Below are 17,035 nucleotides of genomic sequence, written 5' to 3'. Positions count from 1 at the left end.
CACGCCCGCCCCCCACCCGTAAGTGATCTTGATTGGTCGGCTCTGCCCGTAAAAGTTCCTGACCAGTGCCCGCCCGATGTCGGCTTGAGATCGCTCACGCCCGGTCCGGGCAACCAAGCGACCGAAGTGAGCGTCTTTCCGTCGAACACACGCGAGCGGCTTTTCGTCGAACATGGACGGGGACGCCCACGTAAGCGCTTATGCGAACCACAGGTGCGCACGGGACCTATGGGAAAGCACACGGGCAGGACAGCCCGTTGCCGGGCAGGGCGGCACTAGAGTGGGTCGGAATCTCCTGTACCACGGTGATCACGGTGGACGGACCAGGCAAGCAAGCAACAGGGAGCGCATGACGTGCGGCCGGTAGGGAGCAAGTACCTCCTTGAGGAGCCGCTGGGGCGCGGCGCCACAGGCACGGTCTGGCGCGCCCGTCAGCGGGAGACCGCCGGCGCCGAGGCGGCCGTCGCGGGACAGCCCGGCGAGACCGTGGCGATCAAGGTCCTGAAGGAAGAGCTCGCCGGTGACGCCGACATCGTGATGCGCTTCCTGCGGGAGCGGTCGGTGCTGCTGCGCCTGACCCACCCGAACATCGTGCGGGTCCGCGACCTCGTCGTCGAGGGAGACCTCCTCGCCCTGGTCATGGACCTGATCGACGGTCCCGACCTGCACCGCTACCTGCGCGAGAACGGACCGTTCTCGCCCGTCGCGGCCGCCCTGCTCACCGCCCAGATCGCCGACGCGCTCGCCGCCAGCCACGCCGACGGCGTCGTGCACCGCGACCTGAAGCCCGCGAACGTCCTGCTCAAGCAGGACGCCGGCCAGATGCACCCGATGCTGACCGACTTCGGCATCGCGCGGCTCGCCGACTCCCCCGGCCTCACCCGGACCCACGAATTCGTCGGCACGCCCGCGTACGTCGCCCCGGAGTCCGCCGAGGGACGCCCGCAGACGTCCGCCGTCGACATCTACGGCGCCGGCATCCTGATGTACGAGCTGATCACCGGGCGCCCGCCGTTCGCCGGCAGCTCCGCCCTCGAAGTGCTCCACCAGCACCTGAGCGCCGAACCGCGCCGCCCCTCGACCGTCCCGGACCCGCTGTGGACCGTCATAGAGCGCTGCCTGCGCAAGAACCCGGACGAACGGCCCAGTGCCGAGAACCTCGCCCGCGGACTGCGTGCCGTCGCCGCGGGCGTCGGGGTGCACGCCTCGCCCGCGCAGATCGCGGCCGCCGAGGGCGTGGGCGCCCTGCTCGCTCCCGACCCGGCCCCGGCGCACGTCCCGGACCTGCCCGGCTCGGCCGACCCGACCCAGGTGCTCCCGCAGGGCGCGGCCTCCTACGACCCGTACGGCGCCACCAGCGTGCTGCCGCACACCTCGGGAGCGGCCGACCCGACCGCCGTGCTGCCGCCGGTGCCGCAGAACCAGCCGGGCGGACAGCCCGGCCAGAGCGACGACCCGCACCCCTGGCAGAACCAGATGCGCGCGGCCCGTGACCGCAACGAACAGACGCAGGTCCAGTACCTCGACCCGAACGAGGACCCGCTGCGCCGACGCCCGCAGCGCCAGGTCGCGCGGCCCCAGGGGCAGCCCCAGCAGCAGCGTCCGCAGCGCGGCCAGCAGCCGCCGCCCGGATACGGCTATCCGCAGCAGCAGCCCCAGCAGCAGTACGCGCCGCAGCACCAGCAGCCGCAGCGGTACGCCCCGGCGCCCCAGCAGCAGCCCCAGCCGCAGCGGTACGCGCCCGAGCCGCAGCGGCCCCAGCAGCCCGCCCCCCGTCAGCGCGAGCCCCGTCAGGGCAGCGCCAACCCGATGAAGATCCCGGGACTCGGCTGCCTCAAGGGCTGCCTGTTCACGATCGTCATCCTGTTCGTGGCCGGCTGGCTGGTCTGGGAGTTCAGCCCCCTCCAGGACTGGATCGGTTCGACCCGGAGCTTCTGGGGCCAGCTCACGCACTGGTACGACCAGGTCAGCGGCTGGATCGGCGATCTCGGCTCGAAGGACCCCTCGGGCGGCTCGGGCAACTGATCCGGGGAGCCCCGGGCGACCGGTCCGGGGGCCCACGGATGAGAGATCCGGGGTCCTCGGGCGACCGATCCCTGACCCCCGGGCGGACCGATTCCTGGCCCCCGGGCGGACCGATTCCTGACCCCCGGGCGACCGATTCCCGGTCCCTGGGCGACCGATCCCTTGGCCCCCGGGCGACCGATTCCTGTCCCTCGGACGGCCGATCCCTGCCCCTCGGGCAGCCGACTCTGGGGATTTGTCGACATCTGATGGGTGATTTCGGTCCCGGGCGTGAAGGTTGGCTCCGCGGGCGCGTACTTTAAGCGGCAACACGCGTCTGTAGGAGCAGTCTTGGCACGCAAGATCGGCAGCAGGTACACCGCGCACCAGATCCTGGGGCGGGGGAGCGCCGGCACGGTGTGGCTCGGCGAGGGGCCCGAGGGCCCCGTCGCCATCAAGCTGTTGCGCGAGGACCTCGCCTCCGACCAGGAACTGGTGGGGCGCTTCGTGCAGGAGCGCACCGCGCTGCTCGGCCTCGACCACCCGCACGTGGTGGCGGTGCGCGACCTGGTGGTGGACGGCAACGACCTCGCCCTCGTGATGGACCTCGTGCGGGGCACCGACCTGCGCACCCGGCTCGACCGGGAACGCCGGCTCGCCCCGGAGGCCGCGGTCGCGATCGTCGCCGACGTGGCGGACGGGCTCGCCGCCGCGCACGCCGCCGGCGTCGTCCACCGCGACGTGAAGCCCGAGAACGTCCTGCTCGACATGCAGGGCCCGCTCGGCCCCGGCGGCTCCCACCCGGCCCTCCTGACCGACTTCGGCGTGGCCAAGCTCATCGACTCGCCCCGCCGGACCCGGGTCACGAAGATCATCGGTACGCCCGACTATCTCGCGCCCGAGATCATCGAGGGCCTGCCGCCGCGTGCCGCCGTCGACATCTACGCCCTGGCGACCGTGCTCTACGAGCTGCTCGCCGGTTTCACGCCGTTCGGGGGCGGACACCCCGGCGCGGTCCTGCGCCGCCATGTCACCGAGACCGTCGTGCCGCTGCCGGGCATCCCGGACGAGCTGTGGCAGCTCATCGTGCAGTGTCTGGCCAAGGCGCCCGCGTCCCGGCTGCGGGCCTCCGAGCTGGGGGCGCGGCTGCGGGAGCAGCTTCCGCTGCTGGCCGGGATGCCGCCGCTGGACGTGGACTCCCCGGACGCGGACTCCGCGGACGGGGACGAGGAGCAGGAGGAGAGCACCGAGCCGTCGGCGCCCGCCGCCGCGCGGGAGCGGCGTGGGGCCGTGCCGCTGGTGCCGGGGGGTGCGACCGACTCGAACCGGGACACGCACACCTCGATGCGGGTGCCGGCGCCCGACGAGCTGGCCGGTGGGGCACGGGGGACGGCGCGTGCGCCCCGGGCCGCGGGGGCGCCTCGGCCCGGGTCCGCCCGGCATCGTGCCTCCGCGCGGCGGCGGCGGATCACCCTGGGGGTGGCGGCCGTCGTCCTGGTCGCCGCGGCCGGGGTCGGCACCTGGCTCGCCACCTCCGGCGGCGACGACGCGCCTCCCCAGGACACGAAGAACTCGGCCCCGGCCTCGCCGTGACCACGGCCGCCACCCGGGAAAAGGCCTCTTTCGCCCCCTCCGCCCCTACCCGACCCGTCCCTGGGGGCTGCCGCCCCCGGACCCCCGCTTCGGCCTGAACGGCCTCGTCCTCAATCGCCGGACGGGCTGAGAATCAGCCCCTCCGGCGATTGAGGAGCGGGGGGCCGGGGGCAGCGCCCCCGTGACGGGACGGGTAGGGGCGGAGGGGGCGAGACACGCTTGTGCCCGGGGCAGGGGGTCGGCGGGGCCCCTCGGGGGTGAGAGGCGAGGCCCGGTTGCCGTAGCCGTTACGCTGGAGGCGTGGCAGTCGTCGATGTTTCCGAAGAGCTCAAGTCCCTCTCCTCGACCATGGAGTCGATCGAGGCCGTCCTGGACCTCGACAAGCTGAGGGCAGATGTCGCCGTGCTCGAGGAGCAGGCGGCCGCGCCGTCCCTGTGGGACGACCCGGACGAGGCGCAGAAGATCACCAGCAAGCTGAGCCACCTCCAGGCGGAGGTCAGGAAGGCCGAGGCGCTCCGCGGGCGCATCGACGATCTGAGCGTGCTCTTCGAGATGGCCGAGGAGGAGGACGACCCGGACACCCGCGCCGAGGCCGACGCCGAGCTCGTCGCCGTCAAGAAGGCGCTGGACGAGATGGAGGTCCGCACCCTCCTGTCCGGCGAGTACGACTCCCGTGAGGCCGTCGTCACCATCCGCGCCGAGGCCGGCGGCGTCGACGCCTCCGACTTCGCCGAGAAGCTCCAGCGCATGTACCTGCGCTGGGCCGAGCGCCACGGCTACAAGACGGAGCTGTACGAGACCTCGTACGCGGAAGAGGCGGGCATCAAGTCCACCACCTTCGCCGTCCACTCGCCGTACGCGTACGGCACGCTCTCCGTCGAGCAGGGCACGCACCGGCTGGTGCGCATCTCGCCGTTCGACAACCAGGGGCGCCGCCAGACCTCCTTCGCCGGTGTCGAGATCCTGCCGGTGGTCGAGCAGACCGACCACATCGAGATCGACGAGTCCGAGCTGCGGATCGACGTGTACCGCTCGTCCGGTCCCGGCGGCCAGGGCGTCAACACCACCGACTCCGCGGTGCGTCTGACCCACCTGCCCACCGGCATCGTGGTCTCCTGCCAGAACGAGCGGTCGCAGATCCAGAACAAGGCCTCGGCCATGAACGTCCTCCAGGCCAAGCTCCTCGAGCGGCGCCGGCAGGAGGAGCAGGCCGCGATGGACGCCCTCAAGGGCGACGGCGGCAACTCCTGGGGCAACCAGATGCGTTCGTACGTCCTGCACCCGTACCAGATGGTCAAGGACCTGCGCACGGAGTTCGAAGTCGGCAACCCCGAGGCCGTGTTCGGTGGCGAGATCGACGGCTTCCTCGAGGCCGGAATTCGCTGGCGCAAGCAGCAGGAGAAGTAAACACACGACGGAAGCGGTGCGGGCGGGCGTTCTCCGCCCCCGCTGAACCTCTTTGTCGACAAGGCAACTGCCGTCCACCGGGCGGCAGTTGCCTTTGTTTGTAGGGGCCGTATGGGTTTTCCGTCACAGTCACATGTCCCCAGGCCAGGCAAACGATGCTGTTCCGGACATCGCGTACGCAACGACCTTGACGCTGCTTTGAAAACTGGGAAGGGTGACGTGTGGCATGCGTATCACCGGGGCGCATGTGAACCGGGGGGTCGAACGAAATCCCCTGTGACGCCGTGGCTCCGGACGCTGCTCCATTGACGATCAGCTACTGGGGGTAGCAGGCAGATGACCAAGAAGACGCGGATCCGCGTGGCGCGGATAGCCGCCGGCGCGGTGATTGCCGCCGGTGCTTCACTCACCGCGGCGGGTGCCGCCTCGGCGCTCGACCTCAATGTCGGCCTCACGGCGACCACCGCCGACGACCCGACCCCGACGCCCACCGACACGGGCATCCCGACCACCACCGCCGAGCCGACTCCCACGGAGACCGAGCCCACCGAGCCGGCCCCCACGGAGACCGAGCCCACGGAGCCGGCGCCGACCGTGACGGAGCCGACCGAGGACCCGGACCCGACCGACCCGGCCGACCCGACCGACGAACCCACCTCGGGCGGCAGCACCACCGCCCCCTCCGACGGCAGCACGAGCGGCACCGGCACCGGCGGCAACGACGCCGACCCCAACGGTGGCTCCTCCGCCCAGGAGGAGGGCTCCTCGGCCCTCACCGACACCGGCTCCGACACCCAGGCCCAGGGCAAGGACGGCGCGCTGGCCGAGACCGGTGCCGGCCAGACCACGTTCCTGATCATCGGTGCCGCCACGATGATCGCCGGCGGTGTCGGCTTCCGCCTGCTGCCCCGCCTCGCGGGCGGCCGCGGCGGTGCCGCCGCCTGACGTTCCCCACGTACGACGAAGGGCCCGGAGCAGCTCGCTCCGGGCCCTGCCCGTGTTCCTGGGCGGCGACGGCCGTGCCGACCGTCCCCGCGGCGCTCACACCGTCTGGTGGGCCACCAGCGCCAGTGCCGCTATCAGGACCGCCAGAAGCGCGATCAGTGCCATGGGGTTGAGTCCCGCGAAGGGGCTCTCCTGCTGGAGTCGCTGCCGGTTCGCGCGGCAGACGGGGCAGCGGCCCTCGCTGACGGGTGCCGCGCAGTTAGCGCATACCAGTCGGTCGTACGTCATGCGCCGGCCCTCCTTGCGACGTCTCCGCGTACGCAGCACTCTCACGTACACATCGCTCTCTTAACGCTGCGGCGAACGCAACCGTTCCCCTACCACTGTGCCAGGTTCCGCGGCTTTCGGCGCGGCCCCCCGTTTTCCTGCCCCGCCCCGAGCTGCCCCAGCCCCTCGGATCGGGTGTGAATCGCGCCTCATATCCGTGACAAATCGTGCAAGCCGCGCGCAACCCCGTACGCCGACTGCGCTTGCACACCCGGTTCGCGTATGGTCACGCACACCTACCCCCGGCGACCCGTGGTGCACCCGTGATCCGATTCGACAATGTCTCCAAGGTCTACCCCAAGCAGACCCGCCCCGCTCTCAGGGATGTCTCCCTGGAGGTCGAGCGCGGAGAATTCGTGTTCCTCGTGGGGTCCTCCGGCTCCGGAAAGTCCACCTTCCTGCGGCTGATCCTCCGCGAGGAGCGGACCAGCCAAGGCCAGGTGCACGTCCTGGGCAAGGACCTCGCGCGCCTCTCGAACTGGAAGGTGCCGCAGATGCGCCGCCAGCTCGGGACGGTCTTCCAGGACTTCCGTCTCCTGCCCAACAAGACGGTCGCCGAGAACGTGGCCTTCGCCCAGGAGGTCATCGGCAAGTCCCGCGGCGAGATCCGCAAGTCCGTGCCCCAGGTGCTCGACCTCGTCGGCCTGGGCGGCAAGGAGGACCGGATGCCCGGCGAGCTGTCCGGTGGTGAGCAGCAGCGTGTGGCCATCGCGAGAGCCTTCGTGAACCGGCCCAAGCTCCTCATCGCCGACGAGCCGACCGGAAACCTCGACCCACAGACCTCGGTGGGCATCATGAAACTGCTCGACCGGATCAACCGGACGGGCACCACGGTCCTGATGGCCACGCACGACCAGAACATCGTGGACCAGATGCGCAAGCGCGTCATCGAGCTGGAGCAGGGCCGTCTCGTCCGCGACCAGGCGCGCGGCGTCTACGGCTACCAGCACTGATCATCGTCCACGGAAAGGTCTGAGGAAGACGCCATGCGCGCGCAGTTCGTTCTGTCGGAGATCGGTGTCGGTCTCCGCCGCAACCTGACCATGACCTTCGCGGTCGTCGTCTCGGTCGCCCTCTCGCTCGCCCTGTTCGGCGGCTCGCTCCTGATGAGCGACCAGGTGAACACCATGAAGGGCTACTGGTACGACAAGGTCAACGTCTCGATCTTCCTCTGCAACAAGAGTGACGCCGAGTCCGACCCGCACTGCGCCAGGGGCGCGGTGACCAGCGACCAGAAGAAGCAGATCGTCGCCGACCTGGACAAGATGTCCACGGTCGTGCAGAAGGTCACCTACGAGTCCTCGGACCAGGCGTACAAGCACTACAAGGAGCAGTTCGGCGACTCGCCGCTGGCCAGCTCCCTCACGCCGGACCAGATGCAGGAGTCGTACCGGATCAAGCTGAAGGACCCGGAGAAGTACCAGGTCATCGCGACCGCCTTCGACGGCCGTGACGGCGTGCAGTCGGTCCAGGACCAGAAGGGCATCCTGGACAACCTGTTCGGGCTGCTCAACGGCATGAACTGGGCCGCGCGCGCGGTGATGGCGATGATGCTCGTCGTCGCCCTGATGCTGATCGTCAACACGGTGCGTGTCTCGGCGTTCAGCCGGCGGCGCGAGACCGGCATCATGCGCCTCGTCGGCGCCTCCGGCTTCTACATCCAGGCGCCGTTCATCGCCGAGGCCGCGGTCGCCGGACTCATCGGCGGCGGTGTGGCCTGCGGATTCCTGCTGATCGCGCGGTACTTCATCATCGACCACGGTCTGGCGCTGTCCGAGAAGCTCAACTTGATCAACTTCATCGGCTGGGACGCCGTGTTGACCAAGCTCCCGCTCATCCTCGCGACGAGCCTGCTGATGCCCGCCCTGGCCGCTTTCTTCGCATTGCGCAAGTACCTGAAGGTGTGACGCATCCCAACAGGGCCGTACCGTCAACCGGCGGTGCGGCCCTTCGCGTTGTCCTAGACTCACCGGCATGTCAGGCCGTGACCTGTTCTGCGAGCCCCGCCGCATCCGCCGCGGGGCGGCCCTGACATTGGTGTTCGCGACCGTCCTCGTCGCCGGCGCGGCCACCGGATCGTTCTCCGACACCGCCCGGAAGACCGGGGACGGCACGCCCGGTTCGGCCTCGGCGCGCCGGCACGACGAGGTCACCCGGGCCGCCGCCCAGGCGATGGCCGACGGCAAGTCGCCCATGGAGGCCGCCGAACGGGCCGTGAGCCGCAGCGGAGACCGCTGGGGCGCCGTCTACTCCCAGGGCGAGTACGAGGAGTTCGAGGAAGCACTCGACGGCCAGTACACCGGCGTCGGCCTCTGGGCCCGCCGCGAGAGCGACGGACGCATCGAGGTCACCCGGGTCAGCGCAGGCTCGCCCGCGGCCGCCGCGGGCATCCGCAAGGGCGACCTCCTGCGCACCGTCGACGGCGAGCGGGTGGACGGCCGGCCCGTCACCGAGGTGGTCGCCTTACTGCGCGGCGACGCGGACGACGCGACCGCCGGCACGAAGGTCTCCCTCGGCCTGGAGCGCGGCACGCAGTCGTGGAGCAGGACCCTGCGCCGCGCCCGGCTCTCCACGGACTCCGTGACCGTCAGCAGCCTTCCCGGCCGGGTCACCCTGATCAAGGTCGACGCCTTCACCAAGGGCGTCGGCGACGCCGTACGCACCGCCGTCGGGCGGGCTCCCGGCCGGGCCGGGATCGTCCTCGACCTGCGCGGCAACTCCGGCGGCCTGGTCACCGAGGCCGTCACCACCGCCTCCGCCTTCCTGGACGGCGGCCTCGTCGCCACGTACGACGTGAACGGCGCCGAGCGCGCCCTGCACGCGGACCCGGGCGGCGACACCGCGAGACCCCTGGTCACGCTCGTGGACGGCGGCACGATGAGCGCGGCCGAGCTGCTCACCGGGGCGCTCCAGGACCGTGGACGCGCGGTCGTCGTGGGAACCCGCACCTTCGGCAAGGGCTCGGTCCAGATGCCGAGCAGGCTGCCCGACGGCTCCGTCGCCGAGCTGACCGTCGGCCACTACCGCACCCCCGCGGGCCGCTCCGTCGACGGCCGGGGCATCACCCCCGACCTGGAGGCGGACAAGCAGTCGCTGCAGCGGGCCGAGACCGTGCTGAGCGGTCTCGGGGACCTTCCCTGACCCGCTGACGGCGGCTCCGGTAATCGGCTTTCCCCCGAGCCCCCCTGTAGTGCGAAAATGGCCAGCACTATGAGCAAGGGAATGTACGTACCGAAGGAGTCCCAGCCCAAGCAGGGCGGGACTGCCGCCAAGTCCAGGGACGGCGAGAAGGGCGGCAAGCGCAAGATCGTCGCGCAGAACAAGAAGGCCCGCCACGACTACGCGATCATCGACACCTACGAGGCCGGGCTCGTCCTGACCGGTACCGAGGTCAAGTCGCTGCGCCAGGGCCGGAGCTCGCTGGCCGACGGGTTCGTCCAGATCGAGGGCGGCGAGGCCTGGCTGCACAACGCCCACATCCCGGAGTACAACCAGGGAAGCTGGACCAACCACTCCGCCCGCCGCAAGCGCAAGCTGCTGCTGCACCGCGAGGAGATCGAGAAGCTGTCCGTGAAGTCCGAGGAGACGGGTCACACGATCGTGCCGCTCGTCCTGTACTTCAAGGACGGCCGGGCGAAGGCGGAGATCGCGCTCGCACGCGGCAAGAAGGAGTACGACAAGCGGCAGACCCTGCGCGAGAAGCAGGACCGGCGCGAGTCCGACCGGGCCATCGCGGCGGCCAAGCGCAAGCAGCGCGGCGAGTAGGACGGGCGCCGACGCGGCCGGTGGGCCGGCCCGCGGGAATATGCTGGCACGCCCGTGCGCTGGTCACGTAGGATGGCAACGCACCCCATCGAGGGCGCGGGTTCCTCCCCGGAGGGGCCGAGCTTTGAAAAATCAACATGGGGATGATCGGTTTCGACAGCGGCTGTTGAAGCAGGGGAAGCGTGTCGAGGAAGCGGCAATGATCTCGTAAACCATATGTCGCAAAAAATAATCGCCAATTCCAAGAGCGATTCCCAGTCCTTCGCCCTCGCTGCCTAATAAGCAGTGAGTGAAGGACCCTTAATGGGTGTCAGCCCGGGAGTGTTCCCGACCCGGACCCTGGCATAATCTAGGGGACTAAACCATCGAGCCCGGTCACGGGGTTCGATGGGAAATCAAACAGTGGCTGAGCCCGTCGGCGACTTGTTCGCGTGATCGCCGGGGCTGAGAAAATCGCAGCGAACTGCACACGGAGAAGCCCTGATTTTGCACCGTTGGACGCGGGTTCGATTCCCGCCATCTCCACTCATCCCATGTTTTAATTGAATACGCACAATCGAATAGCGTGACGAAGGCCCCGCGGCTCAGGTAGCGGGGCCTTCGTCTTGCCCTCCCGGGAATGCGGCCCGCCCTCAGGGATGCAGCGCCCGGGGAGCCGTACTGGCCCGCTCCGTCATCGTGGGCGTGAGCAGGGTCGCCTCGGGACAGGACGTGCCGTTCAGCTTTCTCATCAGCAGGTCGACCGCCCGTCCGCCCACTTCGGCCGACGGAAGCGCGATGGAGGTGACCGGGACCCGCAGACTCCCGGCGAGCTCGTCCGGACAGATCGCGGTGACGGACAGATCCGCCGGAACCCGCAGACCGAGCTGCTCGAACGCGTCGATCAACGGTTCCAGGACCGGCTCGTTGTGGACGACGACACCGGTCAACGCGGGCTGCTCGCGCAGAAGTTGCTCGGCGACCCGGCGCGCGGCGGCCGGCGAGGCCTCACAGGGGTGCACGGACGAGGCCAGACCGTTCCGGTCGGCGGCGGCCGTGAACCCCTGCACCACCCGCTGCGCGAACGCCGTGCCCCGCACATACACCTCGGGCGGCGACCCGACCAGCGCGACGACCCGGTGCCCGAGCCCCGCGAGCCGCTCCACACACAGCTCACCGGCCGCCTTGAAGTCCAGGTCGATGCAGGTGAGCGCGTCCGGGGCGGCCGGGAAGCCGATGAGCACCGACGGCCGCTCCAGCGCCCGCAGCAACGGCAGCCGGGGATCGTGGAGCTGGACGTCCATCACGATCAGCGCGTCCACCAACGCGGTGTCCGCGACCCGGCGCAGCCCCTCCTCTCCCTCCTCCTGGGTGAGCAGCAGGACGTCGTGGTCGTGCAGCCGCGCCGCCGTCACCACCGACACCGCGAACTGCATCACCACCGGCACATGGATGCCCGCCCGCAGCGGCACGACCAGCGCCAGGACGTTCGACCGGCTGCTGGCCAGCGCCCTCGCCCCCGCGTGCGGGCGGTAGCCGAGCCGGCGGATGCTCTCCTCGACGCGCAGCCGGGTCTCCTCGGAGATCGGCCGCTTGCCGCTGAGGGCGTAGGAGACGGTGCTCGGGGACACCCCGGCGTGCCGCGCGACATCGGTGATCTTGACCATCACTCCGCCTCCAGGTCGAGGGACAGGAAGCCCGTCCCGGCGCGGGCCCGTACCTCGCGTCCGCCCGCGGCCAGCCCCCAGGGCGCGGACGGGTCGCTGCAGGCCGCGCGCAGGGTGTTCCCCTCGCGCACGACGGTGAAGGTCACCGGGCCGACCCGCACCGACACCTGGGCGCCGCGCTCCAGCCCGTACGCGCGCAGGGTGACCCCGTCGGCGTAGTCGTACTCGGGACCGTCCTCCACCGCGCCGACCGGGATCACCGCGCCCGGCCGCACCAGCAGCGGCACGCTCAGGAAGCCGTGCCGCTCGCGCACCCAGCGCGGTCCGGTCACCGGCGGCCCGCCCAGATAGGGGGTCCACGTGCCCTCGGGCACGTAGTACGAGACGTCCCCCTCGTCGCTGAAGACCGGCGCGACCAGGAGATCCGGGCCCAGCATGTACTGCCGCTCCAGATGCGCGCACCCCGGATCGTCCGGGAACTCCAGGACCATCGCCCGCATCATCGGCACCCCCTCCGCGTGGGCGGTGCGGGCGGCCTCGTACAGATACGGCATGAGGCGGAGCTTGAGCCGGGTGAACAGCCGCAGGACGTCCACGGCCTCCTCGTCGAACAGCCAGGGCACGCGGTACGAGGACGAGCCGTGCAGCCGGCTGTGCGAGGACAGCAGCCCGAAGGCGATCCACCGTTTGAACAGCGCGGGCGTCGGCGTGCCCTCGAAGCCGCCGATGTCGTGGCTCCAGAACCCGAACCCCGACATGCCGAGGCTGAGCCCGCCGCGCAGCGACTCCGCCATCGACGCGTACGTCGCCTCGCAGTCGCCGCCCCAGTGCACCGGGAACCGCTGGCTCCCCGCGGTCGCCGAGCGGGCGAAGACGACGGCCTCCTCCTCGCCCCGGTGTTTGCGGAGCACGTCGAACACGGTCTGGTTGTAGAGGTACGTGTAGTAGTTGTGCATCCGCTCCGGGTCGGCGCCGTCGGCGTACGCCACGTCCACCGGGACCCGCTCGCCGAAGTCGGTCTTGAAGCAGTCGACCCCCTGCTCCAGCAGCGCCTCCAGCTTCGCGGCGTACCAGTCCCGGGCCGCCGGGCTGGTGAAGTCGACCAGGGCCATCCCCGGCTGCCACAGATCCCACTGCCACACGCTGCCGTCGGGGCGCCTCAGCAGATGCCCGAGCGCCCGCCCCTCCGCGAACAGCGGTGAGCGCTGCGCGATGTACGGGTTGATCCAGACGCAGATCCTGAGCCCCTTGTCCTTCAGCCGCGTCAGCATGCCCTCCGGATCGGGGAACACCCGCGGGTCCCACCGGAAGTCGCACCAGTTGAACTCGCGCATCCAGAAGCAGTCGAAGTGGAAGACGGACAGCGGGAGTTCACGGTCCCGCATGCCGTCGATGAAGGACGTGACGGTGTCCTCGTCGTAGGAGGTCGTGAAGGACGTCGACAGCCACAGGCCGAACGACCACGCCGGCGGCAGGGCCGGACGCCCGGTGAGCTCCGTGTACTTGCGCAGGATGTCCTTCGGGGTGGGGCCGTGGATGACGTAGTACGTCAACTCCTGCGTCTCGGCGCTGAACTGGACCCGGGAGACCGCCTCCGAGCCGACCTCGAAGGACACCCGGCCCGGATGGTCGACGAAGACGCCGTAGCCCGCGTCCGTCAGATAGAACGGCACGTTCTTGTAGGCCTGCTCGGTGGCGGTGCCGCCGTCCGCGTTCCACATGTCCACGACCTGGCCGTTCTTGACCAGCGGCCCGAACCGCTCGCCGAGGCCGAAGACCTGGGTGCCGACACCGAGGTCGAGCTGTTCGCGCAGGTAGTGGGCCCCGTCCGCGTCCCGCATGATGCCCATGCCCTTGGGGCCGCTGCTGGTCAGGGTCCGGCCGTGCGCGAGGAAGTCGATGTGCCAGGGGGTGGTGCGGGCGACCCGGACGGACAGGGCGCCCGAGGTCAGGGTGGCGTGGTCGTCGTCGTACTCGGTGTGCGGGGTGAACCCGGTTCCGCGCAGCTCGAACCGGGGGCCCCGGGGCTCCTCGCCCTGGAAGTGGGTGAACGTGACGCCGATGACGTCGGGCATCGGCGCGTGGGCGCTGATCGTCACGACCGGTCCCTTCAGCAGGTCGCCGCGGTGCCGTATGGGCTGCGTCGGCGCGTGGATCTCCAGGCCTCCGGGGCCCGAGGTCACGTCGAGGACCTCGACCGGGTGGGCCGCGGTGACGCCGTCGCGCAGCAGCCAGTAGCCGTCCGTGAACTTCACTGTCGTACCCCTTACTTCACTGCGCCGACGGCGATGCCGCGGGTGAGGGTCCGCTGGAAGACGAGGAAGAAGACGAGGGCGGGCAGCACGCCGAGGAGGGCGGCCGCGTTCGTCATCGTGGCGTCCATCAGACGCTGTCCCTGGAGGACGCCGAGGGCCACCGACACGGTCTGGTTGTCGTTGGAGATCAGCATGACCAGCGGCAGCAGGAACTCGTTCCACGTCCAGATGAAGAAGAAGACGAGGAGCACGCCGATCGTGGGGCGGCTGACCGGGACCACGATCCGCCACAGCACCTGCCACTGGTTCGCCCCGTCGATCCGCGCGGCCTCGATGATCTCGCGCGGGAACCGCCCGAGGACGGCGGAGAGGAGATAGGTGCCGAAGGCCGTCTGGAGCACCGTGAACACGATGATCACGCTGAGCCTGGTGTCGTAGAGACCGGCCTGCTTGCTCAGGTAATAGAGCGGATAGACCAGCGCCTCCTGCGGCAGCGTGTTGGCGAGGACGAAGAAGGCGAGCACCCAGGCGCGGCCCCTGATCCGGCCGATGCCGATCGCGTACGCGTTCAGCACGGACAGCACCGCGGCCCCGATCGCCACCGAGCCGGAGATCAGCACCGAGTTGAGGAGTTTCCGCCCGAAGTCGACGCGCTGCCAGAAGTCCTCCAGACCGTCGAGGTAGAGACCGTGCGGCAGGCTCAGAGGGCCGTGCGCGGAGTACTCGGCGGGCGACTTGACCGCGTTGAGGGCGACCACGGCGAACGGCAGCACCATGAACAGCGCGCCGATCACGAGAGCCGCGAGCACGGGGGAGCGGCGGAGCGCGCTCATACGCGGACCCCTTCCTCGGCGTCCTCGGCGCGGGTCTGGAACCTCAGCCCGATCAGCGCGAGCGCCAGGACGATCACGGTCAGGACGGTGGAGATCGCGGCGCCGTAGCCGACCTGGGTCTTCTCGAAGAAGGTGGCGAAGGAGAAGTACGACGGCACGTCCGTGGCGCCGCCCGGACCGCCCTTCGTCAGGACGTAGACCGCCCCGAACACCTTCAGCGCGGCGATCGTGCACCACAGCAGGACGACCGAGATCTCCGGGCGGATCTGCGGCAGCGTGATGTGCCAGAACCGCCGCCACCAGCCGGCGCCGTCCAGCTCGGCCGCCTCGTGCAGCCCCGGGTCGACGCGTTGCAGTCCCGCCATGAAGACCACCAGCGGGAAGCCGAGCTGCACCCAGACCATCACCCCCATCACGCTGTACAGCGCGAGGTCCGGGTCGCCGAGCCAGTCCTGCTGCCAGGAGCCGAGCCCGACGGCGTCGAGGAGCGCGTTGAGCGAGCCGTCGTCGGGGGCGAGGATCCAGCTCCAGACGATGCCCGCGACCGCGATCGGCAGCACCTGGGGCAGGTAGTAGCAGGCCCGCAGCACGGCCACGATCCTGCTGCCGAAGTGCTTGCCGACGTAGTCGAACAGGGCGGCGGCCAGGACGAGTCCGACGGCCGTCGGCACGAGGGCCATCGCCAGCACCATGAACAGGCTGTGCCGGAACGACGCCCAGAACTCGCTGTCGTCCATCAGGGCGCGGTAGTTGGCGAGTCCGGTCCACGAAGGGGTCCCGACCCCCTGCCAGTCGGTGAAGCCGATCCAGGTGTTCATCAGGAACGGCACGACGACCACGGCCGTGAAGGCGAGCACGCCGGGCAGCAGGAACAGCGCGTACGAGGTGCGCGGGCGGCTCGGGTGACCGGCCCGGGCCTTCAGGCCGGTCACCCGCCCGCCGCGTTCGGCGGTCGCCGTCATCGCTGCGGCACGCCCTTGTCGTACGCCTTCTGGAGGTTGTCCAGGTAGGCGTCGGGCTTCTCGCTGCCCGTGATCAGCTTCTGCGTCTCGGAGACGAGGGTGTCGTAGAAGCCCGCCACCGGCCAGTCCGGGTAGAAGGCGAGCCCGTCGCGCCCCGAGAGGGTGTTGTAGTCGGCTATCAGGGTCTTGGTCCTGGGATCGGTGATCGCGGCGGCGTCCGCGGCCACCGGGACGCCGCCCTTGTTGCCCAGCATGTTCTGGATCTTCTTCGACATGGTGATGTCGATGAAGTCGTAGGCCAGTTCCTTGTTCTTCGCGCCCTTGGGGACCACCCACAGGTTGCCGCCGGAGCCCAGGGTGAGGTTCGAGCCCGGGAACAGTCCGGAGTCCCAGTCGAACTTCGCCTCCGACTCGAAGCGGCCGTACCACCAGCTTCCGGAGAAGAGGATCGGCGACTTGCCCTGGATCCAGGACACGCCGGCGTCCTCGGCCTTCGTGCCGCTGGACTTCTTGGAGATGTACCCCTTCTTCACCCAGTCGGCGAAGGTGTCCGCCGCGTAGCTCCAGGCGGTGTCGTGGAAGTCGGTCCTGCCCTTGTACAGCTCGTAGGTGTCGACCCAGGAGCGGTCGGCCTTGGAGAGGGCGAGCTGGTAGAGGTACTGCTGGGCGACGTACTCGGCGCCCGCGTTGGCGAGCGGGGTGACGCCCTTCGCCACGAACGTGTCCATCGCGGAGACCAGTTCGTCGTACGAGGTCGGCTCCGCGATCCCGTACTTCTTGAAGAGGTCCTTGTTGTAGAAGACCATCGTGTACTCGGCGTAGTTGGGCACGCCGTACCACTTGCCGGAGCCCATGACGCCGTTCGCGTCGTACTGGCTCGTGGTCCTCACGCCGGCGCTGAGCTTCTTGTCCCAGCCGCGCTTGGCCGCCTCGGCCGTGAGGTCGGTCAGCAGCCCCTGCTTGGAGAGCAGGCCCGCGGTCGCGTTGCCCTTGTTGTACTCCATGAGGTCGGGGGCGTCGTTCGAGTTGAGGACCATGGGCGCGGTCTTCTGGATCTGCTCGAAACCTTTCTCCTCGAACTTCACCTTCACGCCGGGGTGTTGCGCTTCGAATTCCTTGATGGCCTCGTTCCAGGCCGCGCCCATCGCGCTGTCGGGCCCTTCGTAGTGCCACAGTCTGAGTGTCTTGCCGTCCGAGGAGCCACTGTCCGAGCCGCCGCATGCCGTCGCCAGCAGGGCACCTGTCAAGGTCACCGCCACCGCCGCCGCCACTCGCCGCCGTGTCGTCGACATCCACTG

At 69.9% G+C, this 17,035-nt stretch carries 14 protein-coding genes and 1 other RNA gene; 9 read left to right on the top strand and 6 right to left on the bottom strand.

Going from position 1 to position 17,035, the window contains the following annotated elements; translation table 11 throughout:
• The first annotated feature begins 354 nt into the window (after positions 1-354).
• The 4 genes from ACZ4TO_RS14945 (at position 355) to ACZ4TO_RS14930 (ending at position 5,949) form a co-directional block, all read left to right on the top strand.
• The gene (locus tag ACZ4TO_RS14945; protein WP_382790327.1) at positions 355-2,025 is read left to right on the top strand and encodes a serine/threonine-protein kinase; all 1,671 of its coding nucleotides are present in this window, start codon (positions 355-357) and stop codon (positions 2,023-2,025) included.
• Between the two features lie 330 nt (positions 2,026-2,355).
• Entirely contained in the window at positions 2,356-3,597 is a 1,242-nt protein-coding gene (locus ACZ4TO_RS14940) for a serine/threonine-protein kinase (RefSeq protein WP_468024329.1), read from the top strand.
• 300 nt (positions 3,598-3,897) lie between these two features.
• A complete protein-coding gene (gene prfB, locus ACZ4TO_RS14935) occupies positions 3,898-5,004 on the top strand; it encodes a peptide chain release factor 2 (RefSeq protein WP_382790322.1) in 1,107 nt (368 codons plus the stop codon).
• A 336-nt stretch (positions 5,005-5,340) separates the two neighbouring features.
• Positions 5,341-5,949 (top strand): hypothetical protein, encoded by a 609-nt coding sequence (locus ACZ4TO_RS14930; protein ID WP_382790319.1) that lies wholly within the window; start codon positions 5,341-5,343, stop codon positions 5,947-5,949.
• A gap of 96 nt (positions 5,950-6,045) precedes the next feature.
• Here the strand turns inward: ACZ4TO_RS14930 and ACZ4TO_RS14925 are convergent, their stop codons facing one another.
• Entirely contained in the window at positions 6,046-6,237 is a 192-nt protein-coding gene (locus ACZ4TO_RS14925; RefSeq protein WP_037619292.1) for a hypothetical protein, read from the bottom strand.
• A 302-nt stretch (positions 6,238-6,539) separates the two neighbouring features.
• Between ACZ4TO_RS14925 and ftsE the strand changes: the two genes are divergently transcribed.
• From ftsE to ssrA, 5 genes are all read left to right on the top strand, one after another.
• Positions 6,540-7,229, top strand: coding sequence for a cell division ATP-binding protein FtsE (gene ftsE, locus ACZ4TO_RS14920; RefSeq protein ID WP_328555238.1), 690 nt, complete (start codon positions 6,540-6,542; stop codon positions 7,227-7,229).
• 33 nt (positions 7,230-7,262) lie between these two features.
• Entirely contained in the window at positions 7,263-8,183 is a 921-nt protein-coding gene (ftsX, locus tag ACZ4TO_RS14915) for a permease-like cell division protein FtsX (protein WP_355766939.1), read from the top strand.
• A gap of 67 nt (positions 8,184-8,250) precedes the next feature.
• Positions 8,251-9,417, top strand: a complete 1,167-nt coding sequence (locus ACZ4TO_RS14910; RefSeq protein ID WP_382790315.1) for a S41 family peptidase — start codon at positions 8,251-8,253, stop codon at positions 9,415-9,417.
• An 81-nt stretch (positions 9,418-9,498) separates the two neighbouring features.
• A complete protein-coding gene (smpB, locus tag ACZ4TO_RS14905) occupies positions 9,499-10,041 on the top strand; it encodes an SsrA-binding protein SmpB (protein WP_385043883.1) in 543 nt (180 codons plus the stop codon).
• A gap of 139 nt (positions 10,042-10,180) precedes the next feature.
• Positions 10,181-10,569: a transfer-messenger RNA gene (gene ssrA, locus ACZ4TO_RS14900) on the top strand.
• Between the two features lie 104 nt (positions 10,570-10,673).
• Here the strand turns inward: ssrA and ACZ4TO_RS14895 are convergent.
• The 5 genes from ACZ4TO_RS14895 to ACZ4TO_RS14875 are packed head-to-tail and all read right to left on the bottom strand — an operon-like array spanning position 10,674 to position 17,029.
• Positions 10,674-11,687: a LacI family DNA-binding transcriptional regulator gene (locus tag ACZ4TO_RS14895; RefSeq protein ID WP_382790312.1), complete on the bottom strand. Its 1,014-nt coding sequence runs from the start codon at positions 11,685-11,687 to the stop codon at positions 10,674-10,676.
• Positions 11,687-13,942, bottom strand: a complete 2,256-nt coding sequence (gene yicI / locus ACZ4TO_RS14890) for an alpha-xylosidase (RefSeq protein ID WP_382790309.1) — start codon at positions 13,940-13,942, stop codon at positions 11,687-11,689. The genes ACZ4TO_RS14895 and yicI overlap by 1 nt, the downstream gene beginning before the upstream one ends.
• Before the next feature lie 11 nt (positions 13,943-13,953).
• Positions 13,954-14,775: a carbohydrate ABC transporter permease gene (locus ACZ4TO_RS14885; RefSeq protein WP_385043857.1), complete on the bottom strand. Its 822-nt coding sequence runs from the start codon at positions 14,773-14,775 to the stop codon at positions 13,954-13,956.
• Positions 14,772-15,737 carry a carbohydrate ABC transporter permease gene (locus ACZ4TO_RS14880; protein WP_468024328.1) on the bottom strand — a complete coding sequence of 322 codons (966 nt, stop codon included), beginning with the start codon at positions 15,735-15,737 and terminating at the stop codon, positions 14,772-14,774. Before ACZ4TO_RS14880 ends, ACZ4TO_RS14885 begins: the two co-directional genes overlap by 4 nt.
• The gene (locus ACZ4TO_RS14875) at positions 15,734-17,029 is read right to left on the bottom strand and encodes an ABC transporter substrate-binding protein (protein ID WP_468024327.1); all 1,296 of its coding nucleotides are present in this window, start codon (positions 17,027-17,029) and stop codon (positions 15,734-15,736) included. The genes ACZ4TO_RS14880 and ACZ4TO_RS14875 overlap by 4 nt, the downstream gene beginning before the upstream one ends.
• Positions 17,030-17,035 lie beyond the last annotated feature (6 nt).

Source organism: Streptomyces sp. NPDC028298 (assembly GCF_055565895.1).
This window is presented reverse-complemented; position numbering and strand designations above follow the sequence as displayed.